Here is a 23,179-nt window from a genome sequence, read left to right as displayed (position 1 = left end):
GGACCGACGCAACAGGAGGGCGCGATGCCAACAGGATTTTTGACGACCCATGTACTGGATACCGCCCGAGGGGTTCCGGCCCCCGGATTGCGCATCGAGCTGTTCGATGGGGCAGGGCAGAAGCTGGCCGAAGCGGTGACCAATGCCGATGGCCGGACCGACACGCCGATTTTGCCCAGCAAGGACTTCGCGACCGGGACCTATGAGTTGGTGTTTCATGCCGGGGATTATCTGCGGGCGACCGGGCAGGCCGGGGGCGAGCCGCTGTTTCTGGACCGGGTGCCGCTGCGCTTTGGCATTGCCGACCCCGAGGCGCATTATCACGTGCCGCTCTTGCTGTCGCCGTTTGCCTATTCGACCTATCGCGGCAGTTGATACACGGCGGCGCTGGACCCGGGCGTCCGCATTCTGAATGGTTTTTCATCACCGCGCGCACCAAACGCGCAAGCAAGCCCCGGCCTGCGTTTCGCGGCAACAGAACCGCGCGGCGGTGCGCCGGGGCTTGCTTGCGGCGTGTCGCCGTGGTCAGGTCTGAGACAAATGCGTGAATGAGGGATTGCGATGTTTGAACTGGCTGTCATGGGCGCCTGGCTGGAATTTGCCGTGCGTTGGCTGCATGTAATCACCGGTATCGCCTGGATTGGCGCGTCCTTCTATTTCATCGCGCTGGATCTGGGTCTGCGCAAGGTCGTGAATGGTCCGGTGGGGGTCAGCGGCGAAGAATGGCAGGTTCATGGCGGCGGGTTTTATCATGTGCAGAAATACGTGGTGGCCCCGGCGGCCATGCCCGAGGACCTGATCTGGTACAAATGGGAGGCCTACAGCACATGGCTGTCGGGGTTTGCCCTGATGGTGCTGGTGTATTATTTCGGCGCTGAGCTGTTTTTGATTGATCCTACGGTGATGGATCTGGCCGTCTGGCAGGCGGTGGCGATCAGCATCGGGTCGCTGGCCTTTGGCTGGGTCGCCTATGACAGCATCTGCAAGACCAAGTTCGGCGATGACAATACCCGGCTGATGGTCGCGCTGTATGCAATTTTGGTGGTGGTGGCGTGGGGATATGCCCAAGTCTTTTCAGGCCGCGCTGCCCTGCTGCATCTGGGGGCGTTTACCGCCACGATCATGTCGGCCAACGTGTTCTTCATCATCATGCCAAATCAGCGCATCGTGGTCGCGGATCTGAAGGCCGGGCGCACGCCGGATGCGAAATACGGCAAGATCGCCAAGCAGCGTTCGACCCATAACAACTATCTGACGCTGCCGGTTATTTTCCTGATGCTGTCGAACCATTACCCGCTGGCCTTTGCCAGCCAGTATAATTGGGCGATTGCGTCGCTGGTGTTCCTGATGGGGGTGACGATCCGGCACTTTTTCAACACCATGCATGCCAAGAAGGTGACGCTGTGGTGGACATGGGCGGCGACCGCGATCCTGTTCATCCTGATCATGTGGCTGTCGACGGCGTTTCCCTATGGCAGTGCCGCGGGCGAGGATGGCGAGGTGGCGGACCTGTCCGGCACGGCGGCGACCTTTGCCGCCGCCGACGGCTTTGATGAGGTCACCGATATCGTGATGGGGCGCTGTTCCATGTGCCACGCGTCCGAGCCGGGCTGGGAAGGGATGCTCTGGGCGCCGAAGGGCGTGATTTTGGACAGCCCCGCCGCCGTGGCCAAGCATGCCCAAGCGATCTATGTGCAGGCCGGGATCACCCATGCCATGCCGCCGGGCAACTTGTCGTTCATCGAACAGGATGAGCGCGACAAGATTGCCGCGTGGTATCGCACCGCCCTGAAGTAATCTGGCGGTGCTGCTTGGTTAAAGCTGAAAGCTCCACCGGGTGATCTGCTCATAGCTGTGGCCTGCCCGCAGCACGACCGACGGAAAGCTGGGCTGGTTCGGCGCGTCGGGCCAACCTTGGGCCTCAATGGCGACGCCGGAATATTTGCCAAACGGCTTGCCGTCATGGCCCGGTGCGTCGCCGGAACTGTAGGTGCCAGCATCGTAGACCTGAATGCCGGGTTCGGTGGTGTGGACGGTCATGGAGATGCCGGATGTGCCGGTCAGGGTCAGCACGGGCCGGATCGGTTGGCGCGTCTCGGACAGGCAGAAATTGGTGTCGATCCGGGGATCGGTGCCGGGGGACAGCACCTTGGGTTCGCGGAAATCCATCGGTGTGCCTGCAACCGGAAGGACCTCGCCGGTGACGAGGGCGTTTTCATCGGCCACACAATAGCGGTCGGCGTCCACTTGAAGGGTGTGCCCGGCAAAGGTGTCGGTGCCGTCCAGATTCCAGAAGCTGTGATTGGCGAAATTGATCCACGTGTCAGCATCTGTGGTCGCGGCGACGCGCAGTTCCAGGGTGCGCGGGCCGATCAGTGCAAACCGCGCGGCGATCACCCGGTTGCCGGGAAACCCACCGTCGCCGTCCGCAAGGCTGAGTTCAAACACGGCGCTGGCGGCATTGCATTCGGTCAGGAACCAGTTGCGATGATGGGCGCCGGTGCTGCCGCTATGCAGGGTCGCGTTTGGGCCGTTCGCTTCGAACTGGTAGACCTGTCCGTCCAAACTGGCCTTGGCATTGGAGATCCGGTTGACCACCGGCCCGATCAACGAGCCGCACGCCGACAGATGCGCCGCATAGGCCGCGACCTGATCGGTGCCAAGGGTCACCGAATAGGGCACGCCGGCCAAGCGCACATCTTGAACGATGGCCCCGAGGGACAGCAGCGCCACGGTCATATTGCCGTTATGCAGCGTCACCTTTTGAACCGGTTGCCCGTCAATGTTCAGATCGAGGGCATCAATGCCCTGTTGGGTTGGAATACTCATCAGATGCCACAGACCTCGCGCGCGTTGCAGGGGTATACAGCGCGAACTGGGCTAAAGATCAACACAAACCCGACAAAGACGCCGCAGAACCGTCAGTTGCGGCGATTGGTCCCGGGGCGGGCCGAGGGGCTGCCGGTGGCGGTGGGGCGCGGAGGCGCGCTGCGTCCGGTGCGGGCCAGATCGAGACCTGCCCGGGTCATCGCCGCGGCATCGGCCAGAAGCGGCGCTGGGCCAAGGTGGGTCAGCGCGGCCACGTAGGGGCGTGCGGTGGCGGTTGGAGCCAGCACGGCGACGGGGTGATCGCGCCAATAGGGGCGCGCGGCCAGCAATTCAGCCCCCAGCAGTCGTCCGGCGAGGCGGGCCTGCGCGGTCACCGGGGACAGGTCGGATTGCAGCCCGTCGGCACGAATGCCAAACAGGGCCGCGGTCAGTCGCGCCGGGTGGGCCATCGCATCGTCAAGGGTGGCCAGAAAGGCCGTCTCATCCCAATCTTGCGCCGATGGCGCAGCGGTCAGGCTGTGGCGCAAGACGCTATGGTCTGCCAGCGCCTGATGCAGCCCGCCGGTCAGAAACGAGCGGAAGCTGACGATTTCCCCGGCCGAGACCCGGACCCAGCGGCTGACGTTGCCGGGCAGGCAGGCGACGCCGTCGAAGTCGGGGGTGTAGGCCAGAAATCCGGCAAGGCAGGTTTCTGCGCCACAAAGAAGGTCGGGCGTCGGTGTGGTTTGGCGCAGACCGGGCACGGCGCGAATATGAAGCCGGGGGTCGGCGCAGGGGATCGTGATCGGCTCTGCCGGTAAGGGCAGGCTGGGCACCGTGGGCCAGTCCGTGGCGGGCTGGGCGGCAAGATACCCGGACAGCAGGACCGGGATGGGGGCGTCGCCGGGGGGCGCGTCGCGCCATGGCTGGACCAGCGCCGTAAGCGCGTCGGTCAATTGGGCGCGGTTGGGGGTGTCCTCGGACAGAGACATCTCGGCACTGTCCTGCGCGGTGCGACCGGACATCCGCCAGACCCGCAGAACGGGGCCGTCTAAGATCGCCGCGATCCAGTCGGACCCACTTGGCTCTTGATGTTCCATTATTTGAAACCTAGTTTCAGACTGTGACCAGTGGCCGGAATGACGGCCAATTTGACCCGGACGGGCGGGGATGTCCATGGAAAGGGCGTGGAATGCAGATGGCTGATGGCAAGGCGCAGGACGCGCTGGGCAATGACCGCACCGGCGGACCCGGCACTGTGGCCAAGGCGCTTGAGGTGTTGGATGCCGTGGCCGCGCATCCCAAGGGGGTTCGGTTTTCCGAGCTTCAGATCACAAGTCGCTATCCCAAGGCGACGCTGTACCGCTTGGTGCAGACGCTGGTGAAGGAAGGGATGCTGGTCCTCAACCCAGAGACCAATATTTATACGCTGGGCGTGCGTCTGGTGCGTCTGGCCCATGCGGCATGGGGGCAAAGTTCGCTGGCGCCCATCGCGCGACCACATCTGGACCGGTTAAGCGCCGCCCTGTCGGAAACGGTTCATTTGGCGCAACTGGATCATGGTCAGGTCCTGTATGTCGACAAACGCAACGCCGCCGAGACGGTGGAAATGTATTCCCAAGCCGGGAAGGTGGGCCCGGCCTATTGTACCGGGGTGGGCAAGGTGTTGTTGGCCTATCTGGAGCCCGATGCCCTTGAGCAAATGCTGCCGCAACAATCGTTTCACCGCTTTACCAGCCACACACTGACGGACCGAAACAGCCTGAGCGCCGAATTGGCCGCCATCCGGGCGCGGGGTTATGGGTTTGACCGCGAAGAGCATGAGCCGGGCATCATCTGCGTGGCGATGCCGGTGCTGACGGCCTCGGGGCGGTGTCTGGCGGCGCTGTCGGTCACCGGATTGACCGCCCGTGTGTCGTTGGCGGCACTGGAAGAGCATGTGCCGCTGATGCGGGCTGCGGCGCAGCGGATTGCCGATGACGCTCAGGCGTGGCGGTTCCCGGATTCGGCGCAGCGCTGAGTGGGCCGGGCCGGGCCGCGTGGCCCGTCCCCGCCGTGCGGTTAGTGGCCGGGCGGTGTCGCCGCTGCGGTCCGAGGCCCATAGCCGAAGGATTGGCTGTAGCGCGACCCGGCAAAGAGCGTGCGCAGGCGATCGGCTTCGGGGCCTTGAAAGATCTCGGACAGGGTGGCGGCATGGGGCTTTGCGCCGCTGGTATTCTCGCGCGGCAGGGGCGGCAGTGGCCCCAGACCCAAACTGTCGATCAAGCGGCCCAATTGCGGTTCCAGATCCTCGTATTTCAGGATGGCAAAGGTGGCCTCGCCGTCGTCCCGACGCAAAAATCCGTCCGTCTCGGTGTAGGCCGCCAGCGTATGATCCAGCGCCTTTTCGTAATGCAGTTCAAACCAGTTGAACGGGCGGGTCAGCAGAAGGAAAAGGTCGCGTAAGGCCGGATGAAACCAGACGCCTTTGGCCAGATCGGTGTGAAACCCCGGCAGCGCCAGCGCTGCGACGGCCCGATCGACCCCCCCGAGCGTGGTCAGCACATCCGCAAAGGCCCCAAGCATGCCTGGACCCGTGGCGCGCAACAGGGCGTCATCATCGGGCGCGTCGGGGGCGATGTCCCGAAAGCTGGGCAGATAGCCTGTGATGTCTTGGGTCACGGCGGATTGGAACCATGTCATCGGGTCCCGGGCACAGCTGATCACCAACAGGCGTTCGCCGGGGATCTTGCCAGCCCGAATGCGGTTGACCCGGTGGGTGATGTCCATGTTTTGCACGAACTGACCGCGTTGGTGGAAATGAAAGTAATCACTGAGATCGGGACTGAGCACCTGTTGCAGGATCTTTTCCAGCGCGACCCGGCCAAGAAAATGGCACTGCACTGCCTCGACCCCGTCAAGTTGGTTCAACAGCGCCACGGTCGAGGTGCTGGCCACCTTGCCGTATTGGTAGACCACGGCATAGACCTGAGGCTGGGCCGGGTCTTGTGGCGCGGCGTCGGTCATGCCAGCAACTCCGTGTTTTCTAGCAGCCACGCGCAGTAGTTCTTCCCATCGCAATTGCGCGGATTCGGGAAGGCGGTGCGCAGATCAGCGCGGTTCCGGTACAATTCGCGGGCGGCCTTGGGGATGCGGGTGCCGTTTTCAAAGACGCCATAATACCACCAGCCGGGCGGAATATCCGTGCGGGTCGCGGCTTCGACCTGCATCCTGTACCAGCTCCATATCTCATAGACTTCGGTGTTGCCGGCGGCATAGCGCTGGGTCATGACATCGCCGATCGGTCCCAGCTTGGTGAAGTGGAAAAAGCGCAAGGGCTGGCCATTGACGGTCAATTCCCCGGTGTCGTCGAAGGCGAGGGTGCGCTGACTGAGGTTCCAACTGGCCACGTTATAGCCGGGATCGCGCCAGATTTTCACATCGTCGAAAAAGCAGGGGACCAGATTGCACCATTTCTGATCGACGAAGACGCCGATATCCAGCCGGTCGTGGCACCAGTCGGTTAATCGCTCGGTCCACCAGCGGGCAAAGCGCCGGGTTTCGGCATCGTTGCGCACGGCCAGAAAGCCCAGATTGAACGTGCCATAATGGAGCGAGGTGATTTCGTTGTCGATGATGGCAATGCGGTTGGTATCGGGGGTGACCTGATGCGGCGTGAGCAGAATCGAGGCGTGATCCAGCGCGTCCACCATTGGATCGTGCCGGTTGAAGATGGCGGTGTCGGGGTCGAAATAGAACACCTTTTCAACCTCGGGCTGGTCCAGAATATGTTCCAGAGCCGCCCCCTTCACGGCGGTGCAGGCCTCGATCACGTCGTGGCAAAACAGCCATGCCTCGGCGGTATCGCCCAGCAGGTCATCCGACATCAGCACCCGGTCGAACACATCGGTCAAGGCGGCAGGGTCGAAGCCTTCGGGGGCGCGATCGGTCAGCACCGCCCACAGCACCCATTCGGGATGGGCGCGGCGGGTGGACTCGGCCCAGACCCGGGCGCGGTTGTAATAGCTGAGTGAAAAGCTGGTATAGGCGTGGACGGCCATCAGAGGGCTTCCTTCTGCATGGGCGACACGATGCTCGGGGCAGCCATCACCAGATCGCGGGATTGGGCGGCGTGTCCGGCGCGGCCCTGTTCCAGCAAGCAGGTGAACTGCTCTGAGGTCAGGTACTGCATCAGGGTTTCCGTGTCGGGCAGGACCGCCCCGCGGCCCGTGGCGTCGACCGTACTAGCGACATTGCCTGAGATCGGGTTGGTCAGAACCATGGCACCGGCGGCGATGGCTTCGAAGGTCGAGAACGAGAACGTCTCGGGCCAAGACGCCCAATGCAAGACCATGTCGATGTCCTGAGCGCGCAACGCGGCGATCATGGCGTCGGGGGTTTCGGCGGTGACATGGACCGGAACCGCTGTGATCCGGCTATCGGAAATTTCCGCAGTGCCGAAGTAATAGAACTGAAACCGGTCCGCATTGCCAAATTTGCGCGCCAACCGCGAAAACAGTTGCCAACCCTTGTGCGGCACCGGACTGCCGACATAGGCGATCCGGGCCGGGCCGGTGCGCTGCGGCAGCGGGTCGGGCCGATCGGTGGTGCTCAAGCTGGCATGGGGTTGGGTGATCAGGGCTTGGCGGGGCAGGTCTGACCGCGCCGACCACAGGTCATGGGTGGAACCGGAGGGGGCAATCACCCGCATGGGCAGGCGCTGGAATAAATCTGCGATCCGGGCCAGATGATCGGGGCGTTCGGTGCCAAAGACACAAATGCCGCAGGCGGTGGATGTCGGGGCAGGGGCGTTGCAGAACGTGACGCGATTGCGCTGAAGGGCGAAGCTAGGGCAGAGCGAAAAGAAATCATGCAGCCAGAACGTGGCGTCAGGGCAGCCCGCCGCTTGGGCCAGATCGGCGATCTGCTCGGGGTTGTGACCCAGCAGGGAATGGATCACCATCTGAACGCCCAGCGTGGATTGGCTCAGCTTAGTGAAGGCCGCGGTCAGGGCGGACATCGGCGCTTTGCCAATGGTCTGGCCATCTAGGGTCAGAATAACCCCGGAGTCGCCGTCGGGGGTGTCGCCGGGATGGGCCAAGCGCGGTAGCGGCTGAACTGGTCGCAGGTTCAGGTAGATTTGCCCGGCGCGGCTGACCGCTTGCTCTTCGCGCTGGATGCAGAATTGCACCCCGCCTGACACCGCGCGGTAATCGTCATGGCCAATGCTAAGGACCAGCCCGGTGGTGTCTGCCGCGCAGCGATAGGTCAGGGTCGAGACCACCTGATCGACGGTCATCTGCGGGATGTCCCCGGTCGGGGACGCATTGGCGATCCACTGGACGACCTGTTGCTCTAGCGGTTCGAGGGTTTTCAAGATCTCGGCCTTGTAGCCCCCGGGGTGCCGACCAAGATCCCGGCCTTCGGAGATGCCCATGGCCAGATAGTGCCAGAACGGGTTCAAACCGGCTGCGGCAACATCGGGATTGGCAGCAAGGTAATCGGCGCAAGAAAAGTCGGCAGAGGGATCGCGCCCCTCACGCCAGCCGGTTGTCATGAAATGTGTCAGCGGGTCGTCGCCGGTCTTTGCCAGTTCGGGGTCGAGGTCGAGGTAGTAAACCGGGTCAAAGGCCGGTTCCATTACCTCACGTTCGGTTGGCTGCGCTACGGCTGGGGGGCCGGACTGCGGCGCTTTTGGGCGCGGCTGACGAAATTCAGCCTGACCATATTTCACGAAGTGCAACAGCGGGTTCATACCGCTGCCGGCCACGTCTGCGTTGGTGTCCAGATAAAACCGAGTGGAGAACCGGGGGCTGGGGTCATGGTCAAGCTGCCAACCCACGGTCAGGTAATGCTTCAGCAGCGCGGTCGGGTCGAGATCGCCGAGGTCGCCGGCCTGTTCGCGGTAGAATGCGGCGTCGAAGGCGTGGCTGAGCAGGCGCAGATCTGCGTCGTCGGGCAGGGGGCTCGGCCCCGGCGCTTGCGGCTTTGCGGGCTCGGCGGCAGCAGTCTTGGTTGAGCGAAGTCGAATCACAAACGGGCCTCGTCACTGATAGGGATGCCTTGGGCTTTAACCACAGACAGTTACACGATGGGCGAACCGCATAAAAGGCTTCCTTGGTCGCCAGATGTCAGCCGGGGCGGCAGGCGCCGCGCCCGACCGGGCGATCCGAAGGGTCAGAGCCGGATGCGATACAGCGCGAACCCGTCGGGATCGGTGCCTGCGGCTTCCATATGCACGCCGCTCACACTGTCAGCATAGGGGGCGGCATTTGGTCCGGTAGGAAACAACACGCTGGTTCCGGCCAGCGGCGCGAAGGACCAGTTGGCATCGGCCGAGGGGCTGATTGTGCCTTGTTCGACGATGAAGCGCACCAGCACGTCGCGATTGGTGTCCGGGGCATCGAAGATGACGGTACTGCCATCGGCACCGGGAAAATCACCGCCGCCCTCGGCGCGGTAGTTGTTGGTGGCGACGATAAAGCTCATGTCATCGGTGACGGGTGCACCCTGATAGGTCAGATCGAGGATGCGCTGGGCCTCGGGGTTGATCACGTCGCCCTTGGCGCTGAACCGGGATGGCTGACTGAGGTCGATCTTGTAGGTGACCCCGTCGATCACGTCGAAATTATAGCTGGGAAAGTCGGGATTCAGCAGGGCGGCGTCTTCGGCCCCGGCGCTGATCTGATTGAACATTCCCGCCGAGCGTTCCAGCCAGCCGCGCAACTGTTCCCCGGTGATTTTCACGGCGCGCACGGTGTTGGGATAAAGATAAAGATCGGCCACGTTCTTGATCGCAACCGGTCCGGCGGGCACATCGGTGTAGTAATCCGGCCCGCCCCGGCCCCCCGCCTTGAAGGGTGCCGCGGCGGATAAAAGCGGCAGATCGGCGTATTCGGTGCCCTCGAGCATCTGTTTGATGTACCACATCTGCGCGATGGACACGATCTGGACCGACGGATCATCCGCGACCAGCGCAAAATACGATTGCAGGGGGGCGTCGGTCTCGCCCACCGCCCGGCGGACATAGGCAAGGGTGGCCTCGTGATCCTCAATGGCGGCTTCGAGGACCTGTGCATCATCCCCGACCAGCGGTGTGATGGAGCGGTCTTCGTTGCGCTGGGCAATCGGGCGGGCTTCGGTGGTGAAACTGACGACGCGCCACGTGTTGCCGTCCCGTTCCAGCAGCAGATCAATCAACCCCATATGCGAGCCCCAGAAACCCGCCATGACCCCCGGCTTGCCCTGAATGCTGCCCGCGGCGACATCGACCCCGGCCGTGTCGGCAAAGGTCGGTGACGGGAAGACCAGATGGTTGTGGCCAGTGACGATGGCGTCGATGCCGTCCACCGCCGCCAGAGGGATCGAGGCGTTTTCCATGCCGTCGGTATGGGTGGCCGCGCCGATGCCGGAATGGGACAGGGCGATGACGATATCGGCACCGGCCTCTTTGATCTGCGGAAGCCAGGCTTGCGCGGTCTCGACGATGTCGCGGGTGGTGGCCTTGCCATCCAGATGCTGGCGATCCCAGTTGACGATTTGGGGGGGCACAAAGCCGATCAGCCCGATGCGAATGGGGTGCTGGACCCCGTCGCCATCCGTCACCATCCGGTCGAGAATGACGTAAGGGGGCAGCAGGGTGGTGTCGCGGGTCGGGTCGCTGCCTTGAGCGGTTGCTACATTGGCCGAGATCACCGGGAAATTCGCGCCCGCCAAGGATTTCATCAGGAAATCCAGGCCGTAGTTGAATTCGTGATTGCCCAAGGTCGAGGCATCGAAGCCCAACGTGTTCATGGCGGCAATGACCGGGTGCAGATCGCCGTCCTTCATCCCGCGCTCATAGGCGATGTAATCGCCCATCGGGTTGCCTTGCAGGAAGTCACCATTGTCCAGCAACAACGTGTTGGTGGCTTCGGCGCGGATCGCGTCGATGAGGGACGCGGTGCGCGACAGGCCCACCGTGTCGTTGGGCTTGTCGGCGTAATAATCATAGGGAAACACATGCACATGCAGGTCGGTGGTTTCCAGAATGCGCAAATGGGCCTGATTGGAGGCGGCCCGGGCGGAATAGGGGTGCAGAACAATCAGGGCGGAACTGGCGACCGAACTGGCCAGAAATCCGCGTCGTGACAGCGTGAACCGAGTGGTGCCGGACATTGTGTGATCCCCCTGAGGTTGCCGATGCAGCGCCTGTGCTGACTACAGCGCGATGACGGCCCCGAGGCAAGACAATTACCGCCGCACCGGCATCGGGGGCGGGAAACTGCACAAGGCAGGGCGGCGGCAGGTTAAAGGATTAGCCCGGGGTTTGTCTCGAGGGATAGGCCGGGAAAGATCACCTGTTCGATTTCGGCTCGGGGCAGGCCAAGCAGATCCCGCATCAGCCATCCGGCGATCGCGCGCACGTCCCGGGTCGGCATCAGATCGCGGCCTTGATAGAGGTCGGCCTCGGCCAGTCCGGGCCATTGGCCATAGACCCGCCCCCCCCGGATCGCGCCCCCAGCCAGAAGCACCGCGCCTGCGGTGCCGTGGTCGGTGCCCTTGGTGCCATTTTCGCGCGCGGTGCGGCCGAATTCGGTCATGGCGATGATTGCAGTCTTGCTCCAGTCCGGGCCGAGCCCTGCCCGCAGGGCCAGAATCGTGTCAGACAGTCGTCCCAGCGGGGTGGCGATAGCGGTTGCCTGATCCGCGTGGGTATCCCAGCCGTTCAATGAGAACGAGGCGATCCGCGTGTCGCCGCGCAGCTTTTCGGCGGCAAACGCGGCGATGCCGATATGCTGGTCCGCGGCCGTCGTGGGCGGCGTCATCCCCTGTGACGAGGCACGATCTTCGCCGGACCCGGACAGGGCGATGGCCTCAAGGATGGCATCGCGGAACAGGGGGTCTTCTTGTGCGGCCATGGTGACCAGGCGCAGGGCAGCGGGAGAGGCGGCCAAACTGGCATCGGGGGACCATTCGGCCACTGGGGCGGGGCCGAGCAGCACCCGCATCTGATCGCGGCCCACGGCATAGGCGGTTTCCGCGTCCACCCCGGGTCTGTGTTGCAGCATCCGGTTCAGCCAGCCGTCGCTGGACCCGGCGCGGCCAACGGTGCCGGCCTCTAGCATATCCTGCCCGTCGAAATGGCTGCGTTTGTCGCGATAGGGGGTCGAGACGGCATGGGCGAAGGCCAGTTCGCCGCGCTGCCACAACGGATAGAGATCGGCCAAAGCGCCGTGCAGCGCAAAGAACCCATCCAGATCGAGGGCGGTGGTGTCGTCAAAGCCGAAGGACTGGCGCAATCCGGCAAATTGCGGATCGCCATAGGGTTGCACGACGTCCAGCCCATCCATGCCTCCGCGCAGGATCAGCACCACCAGCCGGGTGTCCCACGGGGCCGAGGCAAAGGACACGGGTGTCAGCATCGGGCTGGCCGCAGCCGAACACCCGATCAGGGCCGAGCGGGTCAGAAAGGCGCGTCTGGATAAGGTGGTGGTCATAAATCCCTCGGTCTCACATCCGTTGAAAGGCAGGAGAGGACAGCAGAACGCCAACGCCTGAAGGTCGATCCTCGGCTGCGGAGACGGCGAAGATCAGCGATTTGGGGGCGCGGCCCGAAAGGGCGGTGTCCAGCAAGCCCCGGGGATCGGGCAACGGGCGGAAGATCCGCGCCGGGACGGTCATCGACCAATCAACCCGGGCTGCAAGGCGCAATGGCGTGATCCACGCGGCATCCTCCTCGGGCCAGCCATCGGGGCCAGTCGGGGTTTCCCACACCTGTCCCATTCGGCTTAGCGGATAGAGCAACGCCCTGTTGACCGTCTTGGGGTCAAGGACGGCAAGATGCGCGGCGGTGCCGCCAAGGGCGCGCAGCGACGATGCGATGAAATCGATAGGCTGCTTGATATTGCCCGGCGCCGGGTCCCAAGCCGAGGGGTGGCTGAGCAAGACCTCGTAGACGGCGGGCAAATTGCCATCCGTGTCCATGTAGCGGGCGGTCATGGCCGTGATCAGCGTCTCGTCGGGCTGATCGCCAAGAAAATGCACCGCCAGTTTGCGCGACAGGTGCTGCGCCGTCGCCGGGTGCCGCGCCAAATCAATCAGAGCCGCGTCGATGTCTTCGATTCGGGCCGCGTCGCCGCCATAGCCGGTGCCAAGCACGATTTCCGGGCCCGGCTCGGCGATTTGGGGGGCGAAGCGGAACCCGGTCTCCACGTTAAAGCGCAGGCCGGTCAGCAATTCAGCCAATTGGCGGACATCGGTCTGTGTATAGGGGCCGGTCACGCCCAGCGTGTGCAGTTCCAGCATCTCCCGAGCCAGATTTTCATTCAGCCCGGTTGGCCGCGTGCTGGCGGCGGCGGCGGGGCTGTTGGGGCCGAATGAGCGGTGCTGGTCCAGATAGGACAGCATCATCGGCGCGCGCGTCACGGCGGCCAACATCGTGTGGAACGACCCGGTGACATGGGGGCGAATCGATTCCTCGACATAGGGTGTGTTCATTCCGACCAGAAAATTTCCGGAACCGATGGCGGTGAAATGATCGGCCCAGAACGACACCAGACGTTCGCGGAAGCCATCAGAGGTTTGCAGCCGTCGTTGCAGACGGGCGCGGAACCATTCGGTCTGGTCAGCCTTCACCGCATTGCGCAAGACCCGGCCCGCGGCCAGACGGCCCGCCGGATCGTCGGGCAGCGACGCGCTGCCGATCTGGCCGGCCTCGAGCAAGTGCAAGCGATAAGCGTCGAAGGTCGGGATCACAAACCGTGCGGCCATACGATCTGGTCCGCTTAAACGGCGCAGCATTTGGCGGGCGCTGTCGTAATCAGGCCCACTGGGCCGCAAGCCACAGCCAAACCGGATGTCAGCCAGGATCGGATCGAATGCGGTCATCCACGATTTTCCTCGAAACGCTGCGACTGATCCCTGACCATGTGGCCGGTGGGGGTGGGAGGGTCGCAGTTCACAAGATGCCCAACGAAATAACGCGCTGTCCCGATGATCTGTACCAGAGCGAACCGGGGCTGCGATAGACGCCTTCCACGGGTTGGGCGGTCATCGGCGGGTCTCTGCCAGCGCGGCGTATGCGTCGCGACGGGCGGCATGGGTCGAATTTCCACTTTTGACCCGCGCCCCCAGCCGCTAAGGGTCACAAGACATTCAAAAGGATCCCGGCCAGTGACCCGATCTCACGTTCCATTTGACCTGCGGCTTCGCGGGTGCGAGGTGCCGCCTCGTTTCACCTGCGGTTGAGCTGGCGATGTCCGGGGTTCTTCTTGCCGAGCAGGTGCTGAACGGGGTTCAGCTTGGGATGATGCTGTTTCTGATGGCCGCCGGACTGACGCTGGTCTTTGGCGTCATGGGGTTGATCAATCTGGCGCATGGCTCGCTGTTTATGGTGGGGGCTTTTGCTGCGGCTGCGGTCGCTGCGGCGACGGGATCGTTCCTTTTGGCGCTGGCGGCGTCTTTGGCTGCTGCCGCGGCGGCGGGGGCATTGGTCGAGATTCTGGTGCTGCGCCGCTTATATGACCGCGACCATCTGGATCAGGTTCTGGCCACCTTCGCGCTGATCTTGGTGTTTTCGGAAGGGACGCGTTGGCTGTTCGGATCGTTCCCGCTGTATCTGAGTATTCCGACCTATCTGTCCGGCCCGGTGACCCTGCCGCTGGGCATTCAATATTCCACCTATCGCCTGACCCTGATCGGGGTCGGACTGGCCATCGCGTTCGGCCTGTTCCAACTGATCCGTCGCACCCGATTTGGCATCCAGATCCGCGCGGGCGAGAATGACCGAGAGATGATCGCGGCCCTTGGGGTGGATATTTCGCGGCTCTATACCTTGGTGTTTGCGCTGGGCGCGGCCCTTGCCGGACTGGCTGGGGCACTGATCGGCGCGATCCAGTCGGTGCAGGTTGGCATGGGCGAGCCGGTTCTGATCCTTGCCTTCGTGGTCATCGTCATTGGCGGTATCGGCTCGATCAAAGGGGCGCTGGTGGGGGCCATTCTGGTCGGTTTGACCGATACGCTGGGCGGCCTGCTGCTGCCCGCGCTGCTGAGCCATGTGATGGACGCATCTGCGGCGGCCACTACCGGATCGGCGCTGGCGTCCATGTTGATCTATGTGCTGATGGCGGCGGTTCTGATCGTGCGTCCCACCGGCCTATTCGGAGCGCGCCCGTGACCCGTGAGCATCTCGTCAATACAGTCATGGTGTTGGGGCTGATTTTGGTGCCGCTCTGGGCGTGGCTTGCCGGAGAGCCGTTTATCATCACGCTGGCCACCCGGGCCGCCATTTTGGCGCTGGCCGGGGTCGGGTTGAACATTGCCTTGGGCCTGGGCGGGCTGGTCAGCCTTGGCCATGCGGCGTTTTTCGGCATCGGCGGCTATGCCATGGGCGTTCTGGCCAGCCATGCCCAAAGCTATCGCCCGATCCTTGAGACGCCCTTTTTGATTGAGGGCACCAAGTCGATGCCGGTGATCTGGGGCGTTGCGGTGCTGGCGGCGGGCTTGGCGGCGGTGCTGATTGGCGCGTTGTCGCTGCGCACCGCCGGGGTCTATTTCATCATGATCACACTGGCCTTTGGGCAGATGTTCTATTTCTTTGCCGTCAGTTGGCCCGCTTATGGCGGCGATGACGGCCTGTCGATCTATGTTCGCAACGGCTTTCCGGGGCTGAATACGCTGGACCCGATCCAATTCTATAGCCTTGTCTTTGTCATTTTGATGCTGGCCTTGGCGTTTTCGGCGCGGCTGGCCCGATCGCCATTCGGCCTTGCCCTGAACGCGGCGCGTCAGTCGGCGACGCGGGCGGCAACGGTGGGGCTGTCGCCCTATCGCTTGCGGCTGGTGGCGTTCGTGTTTTCGGGCATGATCACCGGTTTGGCCGGTGCGCTCTATGCGGATTTGAACCGTTTTGTCAGCCCGAGCATGTTCAGTTGGCAGACCAGCGGCGAGATCATGATCTTCGTCATTCTGGGCGGCGTTGCGCGTCTGTTCGGTCCGGTGGTGGGCGCGGTGTTGTTCATCGTGCTAGAACGTCTTTTGGGCGGCTTGTCCGAGTTTTGGCATATCTATCTGGGGCTGCTGCTGCTTGGAATTGTGCTGTTCGCGCGCGGCGGCATCATCGGGCTGTTGGCCGGACGCGGAGGCGGACATGACTGAACCGGTCCTGCAAACCCTCGGCTTGAGCAAAAGTTTTGGCGCGTTGCAGGCGAGCCGGGACATTTCGCTGGATCTGAGGCCGGGTGAAATCCACGCGCTGATCGGCCCGAACGGGGCGGGAAAGTCCACCCTGATCGGACAGATCGCAGGTACGATCCGGCCGGATGCGGGCCAGGTGCTGTTGGCTGGCGAGGATGTGACCGGCCTTGATACCCCGACGCGGGCGCGGCGGGGGTTGGGGCGGACGTTTCAGGTTTCGGCGCTGGCGATGGAAGACACGGTCCTGCAAAATGCCCTGCTGGGGGCGGTGGGTGCCCGGGGCCGCGCATACGGGCTTTTCCGTCCGGCACTGGCGCAGCGGGACCTGCGGGCCATCGCCGAGGCGGCGCTAACCCGGGTCGGGCTGGCCGATCATGCCGCGACCCGGGCGTCGGACCTGTCCCATGGGCAGCGGCGTCAGTTAGAGGTGGCGGTTGCCCTGACCTTGTCGCCGAAGCTGTTTGTGATGGACGAACCGATGGCCGGCCTTGATGGCGAGGGGGCCAAGACCCTGACGGCGATGCTGGATGACTTGCGGCATGAAGCCCCCATCCTGCTGGTCGAGCATGATATGGATGTGGTGTTTGCTTTGGCCGACCGGATTTCGGTTCTGGTCTATGGCGCGATCATCGCCACCGGCACTGTCGATGAGATTCGGCGCGATCCCGAGGTCCGCCGTGCCTATCTGGGAGAAGACGCATGAGCCTGTTGTCGGTCGCAGGCGTGACCGCCAAATATGGCGCGTCGCAAGCGTTGTTCGATGTGTCGTTCACCATCGCCGAGGGTCAAGTTCTGGCGCTGATGGGGCGCAATGGTATGGGCAAATCGACGACGATCAAAACCATCTGTCGCCTGCTGCCCATCTCTGGTGGCGAAATCCGGTTCGCCGGGCAGAATTTGGCCGGGTTGCCCGCGCATAAGGCCGCCCGGATCGGCCTTGGGCTGGTGCCAGAGGGGCGCCGGTGTTTTGCTGATCTCAGCGTGACTGAAAATCTAATTGCGGCGGCGCGTCCCGGCCATTGGACCGAGGCGCGGGTGGCGGCCCTGTTTCCCCGGTTGGACGAGCGCAAGAGCCAAGTCGCCCGGTCCCTATCGGGGGGCGAGCAACAGATGCTCGCCATCGGTCGGGCCTTGATGACCAACCCACGCCTGTTGATTCTGGATGAAGCGACCGAAGGGCTGGCCCCGATCGTGCGGCAGGAAATCTGGGATGCGATCGCCCGACTGAAGGTCGAAACCGGGCTGTCGATCCTTGTGGTCGACAAGTCGCTGACCGATCTGGCCCGCGTCGCCGATACTGCCACCATCCTGCAACGGGGCCGAACCGTCTGGTCCGGGTCCTTTTCGCAGCTTGGGCCCGAGATCACTGCGCAGTATCTTGGCGTCTGACGCCGCTGGGCACAGGCGCGATCTTAACCATCGTTGACGAATGATGGATGGCTCTGCTCCGGCTTAAGCTCACCTTCATCCCCGGAATGCTACCTAGGCGACGGGTGAGTTGTGGGGTGTGTGATGAGTAGTGAGGCACTTGCGCCGATAATCATAAAGCGAAAGAAGGTCGTGGCGGGCGGCGGCCATCATGGTGGCGCATGGAAAGTTGCCTATGCCGACTTCGTCACCGCGATGATGGCGTTCTTTTTGTTGATGTGGTTGCTGAATGCTACCACCGAACAGCAACGCAAAGGGTTGGCAGATTATTTTTCGCCGACCATTCCGATCACCAAGATGTCGGGCGGCGGCGATGGCTCGTTCTGGGGGGATGACGTGTTCTCTGAGGATACGCTGGCCCAGACCGGCACTGGTGCATCAAAGGAATTTCAGGCGGAAATGAACAAGGCCCGGGGCGATCTTGCCCTAGAGGCTGGCGGCGCAGGGCAGGGGTCGTCTGGACCCGGCGCGCTGGCCGTGGCTGAGGACCTGCTGGAAACCCTGACAGCGCGGGGGGGCGAAAGCATGGCGGCCCTGAAAGAGGCCCGTCATGTGGTGACGCGGCTGTCTGATGAGGGGTTGGTGATCGACATTTTCGACAGTCCTTCAGCCCAGTTGTTTGACCCCGGGACCACGCGCCCGACTCCGCTGCTTGAGGATACCTTGGCCAGTGTCGCCAGCCTTTTGGGATTGGTGACGAATGACATTTCGGTCGCGGGCTATTTGGCTGCCCGCCCGATCGTGGTGCGGGATAACCCGGTGTGGGATCTGTCAACATCACGGGCTGACACGGCGCGCGCGATGCTGGAAGGGTCTGGATTCGATCCCCGGCGCATCCAGCGCGTGACCGGCTTTGCAGATCGAAAACCTGCCGATCTGAACCGGATGAGCCTCCGCAACAACCGGATCGAGATCGTCGTGCTGCGCGACGATCTTTAGACGCCCGCCCAGACGGATGGCCGGTGGGTTTCAATGGCACCGGCGAAATCCCTTGACACCACAGCGCAACACTTCTAGCCAGCGACTTCCGGGATTTTCTCGGAAGCATTGGTGTTGGTGGCTTCCGCAAGGAATTGCCTGTCGACCGGATCGGGCCACCGAACCGGGAGAGGACAACGCCCTTCTACACCGCGCCGCCCTCATGGCGCCACATCGAAGGAGATCAGCCGTGACCAAACGCACGTCTGCCAAGTACAAAATTGACCGCCGCATGGGCGAAAACATCTGGGGCCGTCCGAAGTCGCCAGTGAATCGCCGTGAATACGGCCCCGGCCAACACGGCCAGCGCCGCAAGGGCAAAGTGTCTGACTTTGGTCTGCAGCTGCGCGCCAAGCAGAAACTCAAAGGCTATTACGGCGACCTGACTGAAAAGCAGTTCCGCCGCATCTTCGCCGAAGCCGAGCGTGTGCGCGGTGATACCGGTGAGAACCTGATTGGTCTGCTCGAGCGTCGCTTGGACGCCGTCGTGTACCGTGCCAAGTTCGTAGCAACCGTTTTTGCGGCCCGCCAGTTCGTGAACCACGGCCACGTCACTGTGAACGGTCAGCGGGTCAACATCCCGTCCTACCGGGTCAAAGAAGGTGACGTGATCGAAGTGCGCACCAAGTCCAAGCAGTTGGCATTCGTTCTGGAAGCCAGCCAGTTGGCCGAGCGTGACGTTCCCGACTACCTTGAGGTCGACCAATCCAAGATGACCGCGTCGTTCGTGCGCACCCCGGGTCTGGGTGATGTGCCGTACCCCGTCATGATGGAACCGAACCTCGTGATCGAATATTACGCTCAGAACTAATCGGTTCCCGAGCAGGTATCAGGCCGCGCCGGGATTCCCGACGCGGCCTTTTTTGTGTTTGCGGTTTGCCGAAAACCCGGTAATTCCGGCGATATTCACCCCGTAGAGAAAGCCGTCAGCATGTCCTCCGCCTTAATGCCGCAACCCGGAATCATGGAGATCGCGCTTTACGAGGGCGGCGCCGATAAAATTCCCGGCGTTCAGCAAGTGATCAAGCTGTCGTCGAACGAAAACCCCTATGGCCCGTCGCCCCGCGCCATCGAGGCCGCCACACGCAGTCTGGCGGCAATGCACCGCTATCCCCCGACCGACCATGCCGAATTGCGTCAGGCCATCGGGGATGTACTGGGGCTGGATCCCTCGCGGTTGATTTGTGGTGCCGGTTCGGATGAGATTATTGCCTTTCTGTGTCAGGCCTATGCCGGACCCGGCGACGAGGTGCTGTACCCCGAGCACGGGTTCTTGATGTACAAAATCTCGGCGCTTGCGGCTGGGGCGACCCCCGTGGCGGCCCCTGAGACTGCGCGCCGGACCGATGTGGATGCGCTGTTGGCGGCGGCAACCGACCGGACCCGTCTGGTCTTTGTTGCCAACCCGAACAACCCCACCGGGACGATGGTGGGCATGGAAGAATTAACCCGTCTGGCCGAGGGCCTTCCCCCGGCCGCGCTGCTGGTTCTGGACGGTGCCTATGCCGAGTTCGTCGACGGCTATGACGGCGGTGCGGCGTTGATCGACGCGCGGGACAATGTGGTGATGACACGCACCTTTTCAAAGCTTTACGGGTTGGGCGGGCTTCGGATCGGCTATGGTTATGGTCCGAAGGCGGTGATTGATGTGCTGAACCGGGTGCGGGGGCCATTTAACCTGTCGCAGACCCAACAGGCCGCAGCGACGGCCGCCATCGCCGATACGGATTATGCCGATTACTGCCGTGCCGAGACCGCAAAGTGGCGCGATTGGCTGGCACAGGCGCTTGAAGCTGTCGGGGTGCCGTCTGATCCGTCATTTGGCAATTTCATTCTGGCCCGCTTTGCCGATGCCGCCGAGGCCGAGGCGTGTGACCGGAAGTTGCAGGAAAACGGACTGATTGTGCGGCGGGTCGCCGGTTATGGCCTGCCACACTGCCTGCGCATTTCGATCGGGGATGAAGCGGCCTGCCGCCGGGTCGCCGCCGTCATCGCCGCATTCAAGGCGGCAGCAGCGTGACCCCGATTTATGACCGCGTTGCCCTGATCGGCCTTGGCCTGATTGCGTCGTCAATGGCCTTGGCGATGAAGCGCCAAGGGTTGGCGGGCGAGATTGTCGGCACCGCCAGATCGGCGGCGACCCGTCAGATCGCTGTCGAGATCGGGCTGTGTGATCGGATCACGGAAACCGCTGCTGACGCCGTCAAGGGCGCGGATCTGGTTGTGCTCTGTGTGCCGGTGGGCGCAATGGGGCAGGTGGCGGCAGAGATCGGCCCGCATCTGGCACGGGGCGCGACCGTCACTGATGTGGGGTCGGTCAAGCGCGCCGTGATTGAGGCGGTTCAGCCTCATCTGCCCGATTATGTCGAGTTTATCCCGGCGCACCCTCTGGCCGGGACCGAGCATTCGGGGCCGCGCTCTGGGTTTGCAGAACTGTTCGACAATCGCTGGTGCCTGTTGGTGCCCCAGCCAGACAGTGACCCGGAGGCCGTGTTGCGATTGCGGCAGTTCTGGGAAGGCCTTGGCGCCAACGTGGACGAAATGGACGCGGATCACCATGATCTTGTCTTGGCCGTCACCAGCCACGCGCCCCACCTGATCGCCTATACGATGGTCGGTGTTGCCGACGATTTGCGCCGGGTGACCGATAGCGAAGTCATCAAGTATTCCGCAGCGGGCTTTCGGGATTTTACCCGGATTGCGGCGTCGGATCCGACCATGTGGCGGGATGTGTTCCTGAACAACAAAGACGCCACATTGGAAATTCTGGGGCGATTCACCGAAGAGCTGTTCGCGCTTCAGCGGGCGATCCGTACAGGTGACGGCGATCACTTGCATGCCTATTTTACCCGGACGAGGGCCATTCGTCGGGGCATCATTTCGGCCGGTCAGGACACGGATGCGCCTGATTTCGGGCGCTCGGGTCGCAAGGTCTGATGGGGTTCCGGGCCGCGTTGCTGACAGGGCTGTTGGTCTTGTCGGCTTCGGCGCTCCCGGCGGCTACGGACCTGTCGCCGCGACCGACGGTGCGGCCCTTTGATGGCGACACCGGCGCCCGGGCTATTCCGCAGGAAACCGGGGCGACGCTGGTCTCGCCGCGCCCGGCACTGCGGCCGGACAATCTGAAACGCAAGACTGCGGTGCGTCAGGCCGGGTTCGTGCCTGTTCCGGCCCCACAGGTCCGGTCGCCCGGCAAAGGTGGTACCAGCGGCAAAGGCGCCACAGGCGGGCTGTGCGGGGTGTCGGGCCTTAGCGGCCGGCCCATTGCGCCGATCGCCGCCAAGACTGCGGGCTGCGGGCTGAGCGACGGCGTTTTGATCACGGCGGTGGATGGCATCGCCCTGTCACAACCCGCAACGCTGGATTGTCCTACCGCGCAGGCGCTGCTGACATGGGTGCGAGGCGGCTTGAAACCGGCTGTCGGGCGCACCGGCGGCGGGGTTCAGGAAATTCAGGTTGCGGCGCATTACAGCTGTCGGCCCAGAAACAATCAGGCCGGGGCCAAGGTGTCAGAGCACGGGCGCGGGCGGGCCATTGATATCTCGGGCATAGCGTTGCGCAACGGTGTCTACATGACCGTGCTGACCGGCTGGAAGGATCCGGCCCAAGGCAAGGTGCTGCGGTCGATGCACAGCTCTGCCTGCGGCGTGTTTGGCACGGTGCTTGGGCCGGGCGCCGACCGGCATCATCAGGACCACCTGCATTTCGATACGGCGCGCTATAGCGGCGGCGCGTATTGCCGGTGATCTAACGCAAGATCATGCGCGGGGTCGGGCCAAGCGGGATCAGACCGCCCAAGGTGACGCGGCCATCGCGAAGGGTCAGCGGTGCTGTGATCGTGTCTTTGTCGGCACTTCCCGACAGACGGGCCAGCGTCGACAGGCCGCTTTCGATGATCGGGTACAGGCTGTCGGGAATTGCCCCGACATTGCGCGCCAGTTGCAGCATGTCCTTCCAGTTTCGGGCCTTGATCGTGATCTCCCCGCTGGGCGTGCCACGCGGGTCGATGGCCAGATCGCCGCTGATCTGAAGGTCAAGCTCGCCCCAACTGGCCCGTGCTGTCGTCAGTTTGATGCGGGTGGGCTGCGGACGGCGCTGTTCGATGGCCAGACGGTCCCACGGGGCATCGAAGGTGACGGTGGCATCCAGTTTCAGGGTTTGGACCGTATCACTGGCCATGCCGCGCGCGCGCAGCGGTTCCGTCAGGCGATCCGGCAGGATCAGGTCGCGGGCATCCAGCGCGATGTCATAGCTGAGCGGGCTGACCGGGGTTTGCCGGATGGCGAACTGCCCGTGATCCAGCGCGGCGTTCCAGCCAAGGGTTGAAACCAACCCGACGGTGTCGAACTCAATCGTGGCATGGTCTAGCTCAAGGTCAGAGCCGCGATGAAAGATGGCCGAGCCGCGCATGTTGTTGCTGGTGACGGTGATCGTCTGAAGCGGTGTCGCGATGCTTTGCCGCTCGGGCCAGAAGACCAGCACGTGATTGGGATTGTAGCTGAGCGCGAGAATCTGGAACAGCGGCGCCCGCCAAGCCAGCCCGGTGTCGGGGTCGGCCAGATCAAGATCGGTAATGCTGGTGTCGAACCGGTAGGGAAAGCCCCCCGTCGAGACATCCGAGGCGCTGACGACCCAGCCTTCGGCCTCGCGCATGGCGAGCCAATCCTGCACGGCTGTTTCGGCGGTTCGGGCGCCGATAAACCAATATCCGGTCCAGCCGAGGGCTGCCAAAATAATCACTGCCAGAAGAATTCGCATTGTCGGGCCTTTTCCGTTCGCTCCTCCCGTGTTTACAGAGGGGACCATGCAA

The 23,179-nt window shown here is 63.3% G+C and carries 21 protein-coding genes; 12 read left to right on the top strand and 9 right to left on the bottom strand.

From position 1 onward, the window contains the following. Nucleotides 1-24 precede the first annotated feature (24 nt). Both uraH and BV911_RS00615 read left to right on the top strand, forming a co-directional pair. Complete coding sequence (gene uraH, locus BV911_RS00620) at nucleotides 25-375, top strand: hydroxyisourate hydrolase (protein WP_086051643.1); 351 nt, start codon at nucleotides 25-27, stop codon at nucleotides 373-375. A 186-nt stretch (nucleotides 376-561) separates the two neighbouring features. Further along, on the top strand, nucleotides 562-1,797 hold the full coding sequence (locus BV911_RS00615; protein ID WP_086051642.1) for a urate hydroxylase PuuD: 1,236 nt from the start codon (nucleotides 562-564) through the stop codon (nucleotides 1,795-1,797). Nucleotides 1,798-1,815: 18 nt separating this feature from the next. Here the strand turns inward: BV911_RS00615 and BV911_RS00610 are convergent, their stop codons facing one another. Beyond that, the gene (locus tag BV911_RS00610; RefSeq protein ID WP_086051641.1) at nucleotides 1,816-2,829 is read right to left on the bottom strand and encodes an aldose epimerase family protein; all 1,014 of its coding nucleotides are present in this window, start codon (nucleotides 2,827-2,829) and stop codon (nucleotides 1,816-1,818) included. Between the two features lie 92 nt (nucleotides 2,830-2,921). After that, nucleotides 2,922-3,908, bottom strand: coding sequence for a 2-dehydro-3-deoxygalactonokinase (locus BV911_RS00605; protein WP_168183945.1), 987 nt, complete (start codon nucleotides 3,906-3,908; stop codon nucleotides 2,922-2,924). 92 nt (nucleotides 3,909-4,000) lie between these two features. Between BV911_RS00605 and BV911_RS00600 the strand changes: the two genes are divergently transcribed. Continuing rightward, entirely contained in the window at nucleotides 4,001-4,828 is an 828-nt protein-coding gene (locus BV911_RS00600; RefSeq protein WP_240512089.1) for an IclR family transcriptional regulator, read from the top strand. 41 nt (nucleotides 4,829-4,869) lie between these two features. Here BV911_RS00600 and BV911_RS00595 read toward each other — a convergent pair whose 3' ends face one another. The 6 genes from BV911_RS00595 to BV911_RS00570 form a co-directional block, all read right to left on the bottom strand. After that, entirely contained in the window at nucleotides 4,870-5,814 is a 945-nt protein-coding gene (locus BV911_RS00595; RefSeq protein WP_086051639.1) for a hypothetical protein, read from the bottom strand. Then, on the bottom strand, nucleotides 5,811-6,848 hold the full coding sequence (locus BV911_RS00590) for a hypothetical protein (protein ID WP_205963781.1): 1,038 nt from the start codon (nucleotides 6,846-6,848) through the stop codon (nucleotides 5,811-5,813). The genes BV911_RS00595 and BV911_RS00590 overlap by 4 nt, the downstream gene beginning before the upstream one ends. After that, the gene (locus BV911_RS00585) at nucleotides 6,848-8,821 is read right to left on the bottom strand and encodes a hypothetical protein (RefSeq protein WP_086051638.1); all 1,974 of its coding nucleotides are present in this window, start codon (nucleotides 8,819-8,821) and stop codon (nucleotides 6,848-6,850) included. The genes BV911_RS00590 and BV911_RS00585 overlap by 1 nt, the downstream gene beginning before the upstream one ends. 143 nt (nucleotides 8,822-8,964) lie before the next feature. Next, entirely contained in the window at nucleotides 8,965-10,944 is a 1,980-nt protein-coding gene (locus BV911_RS00580) for a bifunctional 2',3'-cyclic-nucleotide 2'-phosphodiesterase/3'-nucleotidase (protein WP_086051637.1), read from the bottom strand. A gap of 131 nt (nucleotides 10,945-11,075) precedes the next feature. Beyond that, nucleotides 11,076-12,266: a DUF1501 domain-containing protein gene (locus BV911_RS00575; RefSeq protein ID WP_086051636.1), complete on the bottom strand. Its 1,191-nt coding sequence runs from the start codon at nucleotides 12,264-12,266 to the stop codon at nucleotides 11,076-11,078. A gap of 13 nt (nucleotides 12,267-12,279) precedes the next feature. Next, entirely contained in the window at nucleotides 12,280-13,656 is a 1,377-nt protein-coding gene (locus tag BV911_RS00570; protein ID WP_086051635.1) for a DUF1800 family protein, read from the bottom strand. A gap of 367 nt (nucleotides 13,657-14,023) precedes the next feature. Here BV911_RS00570 and BV911_RS00565 point away from each other — a divergent pair, with 367 nt between their 5' ends. From BV911_RS00565 to BV911_RS00525, 9 genes are all read left to right on the top strand, one after another. Then, the gene (locus BV911_RS00565; RefSeq protein WP_086051634.1) at nucleotides 14,024-14,944 is read left to right on the top strand and encodes a branched-chain amino acid ABC transporter permease; all 921 of its coding nucleotides are present in this window, start codon (nucleotides 14,024-14,026) and stop codon (nucleotides 14,942-14,944) included. Further along, nucleotides 14,941-15,924 carry a branched-chain amino acid ABC transporter permease gene (locus BV911_RS00560; protein ID WP_205963780.1) on the top strand — a complete coding sequence of 328 codons (984 nt, stop codon included), beginning with the start codon at nucleotides 14,941-14,943 and terminating at the stop codon, nucleotides 15,922-15,924. The genes BV911_RS00565 and BV911_RS00560 overlap by 4 nt, the downstream gene beginning before the upstream one ends. Further along, nucleotides 15,917-16,666: an ABC transporter ATP-binding protein gene (locus BV911_RS00555; protein WP_086051633.1), complete on the top strand. Its 750-nt coding sequence runs from the start codon at nucleotides 15,917-15,919 to the stop codon at nucleotides 16,664-16,666. Before BV911_RS00560 ends, BV911_RS00555 begins: the two co-directional genes overlap by 8 nt. Further along, nucleotides 16,663-17,352 (top strand): ABC transporter ATP-binding protein, encoded by a 690-nt coding sequence (locus tag BV911_RS00550; RefSeq protein ID WP_086051632.1) that lies wholly within the window; start codon nucleotides 16,663-16,665, stop codon nucleotides 17,350-17,352. Before BV911_RS00555 ends, BV911_RS00550 begins: the two co-directional genes overlap by 4 nt. A gap of 123 nt (nucleotides 17,353-17,475) precedes the next feature. Then, nucleotides 17,476-18,330 carry a flagellar motor protein MotB gene (locus BV911_RS00545; protein ID WP_086051631.1) on the top strand — a complete coding sequence of 285 codons (855 nt, stop codon included), beginning with the start codon at nucleotides 17,476-17,478 and terminating at the stop codon, nucleotides 18,328-18,330. A 229-nt stretch (nucleotides 18,331-18,559) separates the two neighbouring features. Next, complete coding sequence (gene rpsD / locus BV911_RS00540; protein WP_086051630.1) at nucleotides 18,560-19,180, top strand: 30S ribosomal protein S4; 621 nt, start codon at nucleotides 18,560-18,562, stop codon at nucleotides 19,178-19,180. Nucleotides 19,181-19,300: 120 nt separating this feature from the next. Further along, the gene (gene hisC / locus BV911_RS00535; protein WP_086051629.1) at nucleotides 19,301-20,389 is read left to right on the top strand and encodes a histidinol-phosphate transaminase; all 1,089 of its coding nucleotides are present in this window, start codon (nucleotides 19,301-19,303) and stop codon (nucleotides 20,387-20,389) included. Next, nucleotides 20,386-21,306 (top strand): prephenate/arogenate dehydrogenase family protein, encoded by a 921-nt coding sequence (locus BV911_RS00530; protein ID WP_086051628.1) that lies wholly within the window; start codon nucleotides 20,386-20,388, stop codon nucleotides 21,304-21,306. The genes hisC and BV911_RS00530 overlap by 4 nt, the downstream gene beginning before the upstream one ends. Next, nucleotides 21,306-22,115 (top strand): extensin family protein, encoded by an 810-nt coding sequence (locus BV911_RS00525; protein WP_086051627.1) that lies wholly within the window; start codon nucleotides 21,306-21,308, stop codon nucleotides 22,113-22,115. Before BV911_RS00530 ends, BV911_RS00525 begins: the two co-directional genes overlap by 1 nt. Nucleotide 22,116: 1 nt before the next feature. Here BV911_RS00525 and BV911_RS00520 read toward each other — a convergent pair whose 3' ends face one another. Then, nucleotides 22,117-23,127 carry a DUF2125 domain-containing protein gene (locus tag BV911_RS00520; protein ID WP_168183944.1) on the bottom strand — a complete coding sequence of 337 codons (1,011 nt, stop codon included), beginning with the start codon at nucleotides 23,125-23,127 and terminating at the stop codon, nucleotides 22,117-22,119. Nucleotides 23,128-23,179 lie beyond the last annotated feature (52 nt).

It is taken from the genome of Pseudoruegeria sp. SK021, from assembly GCF_002119405.1.
Taxonomy (GTDB): domain Bacteria; phylum Pseudomonadota; class Alphaproteobacteria; order Rhodobacterales; family Rhodobacteraceae; genus Meridianimarinicoccus.
Note: the sequence above shows the minus strand (reverse complement) of the source record. Positions and strands in the feature narration are given on the sequence as shown.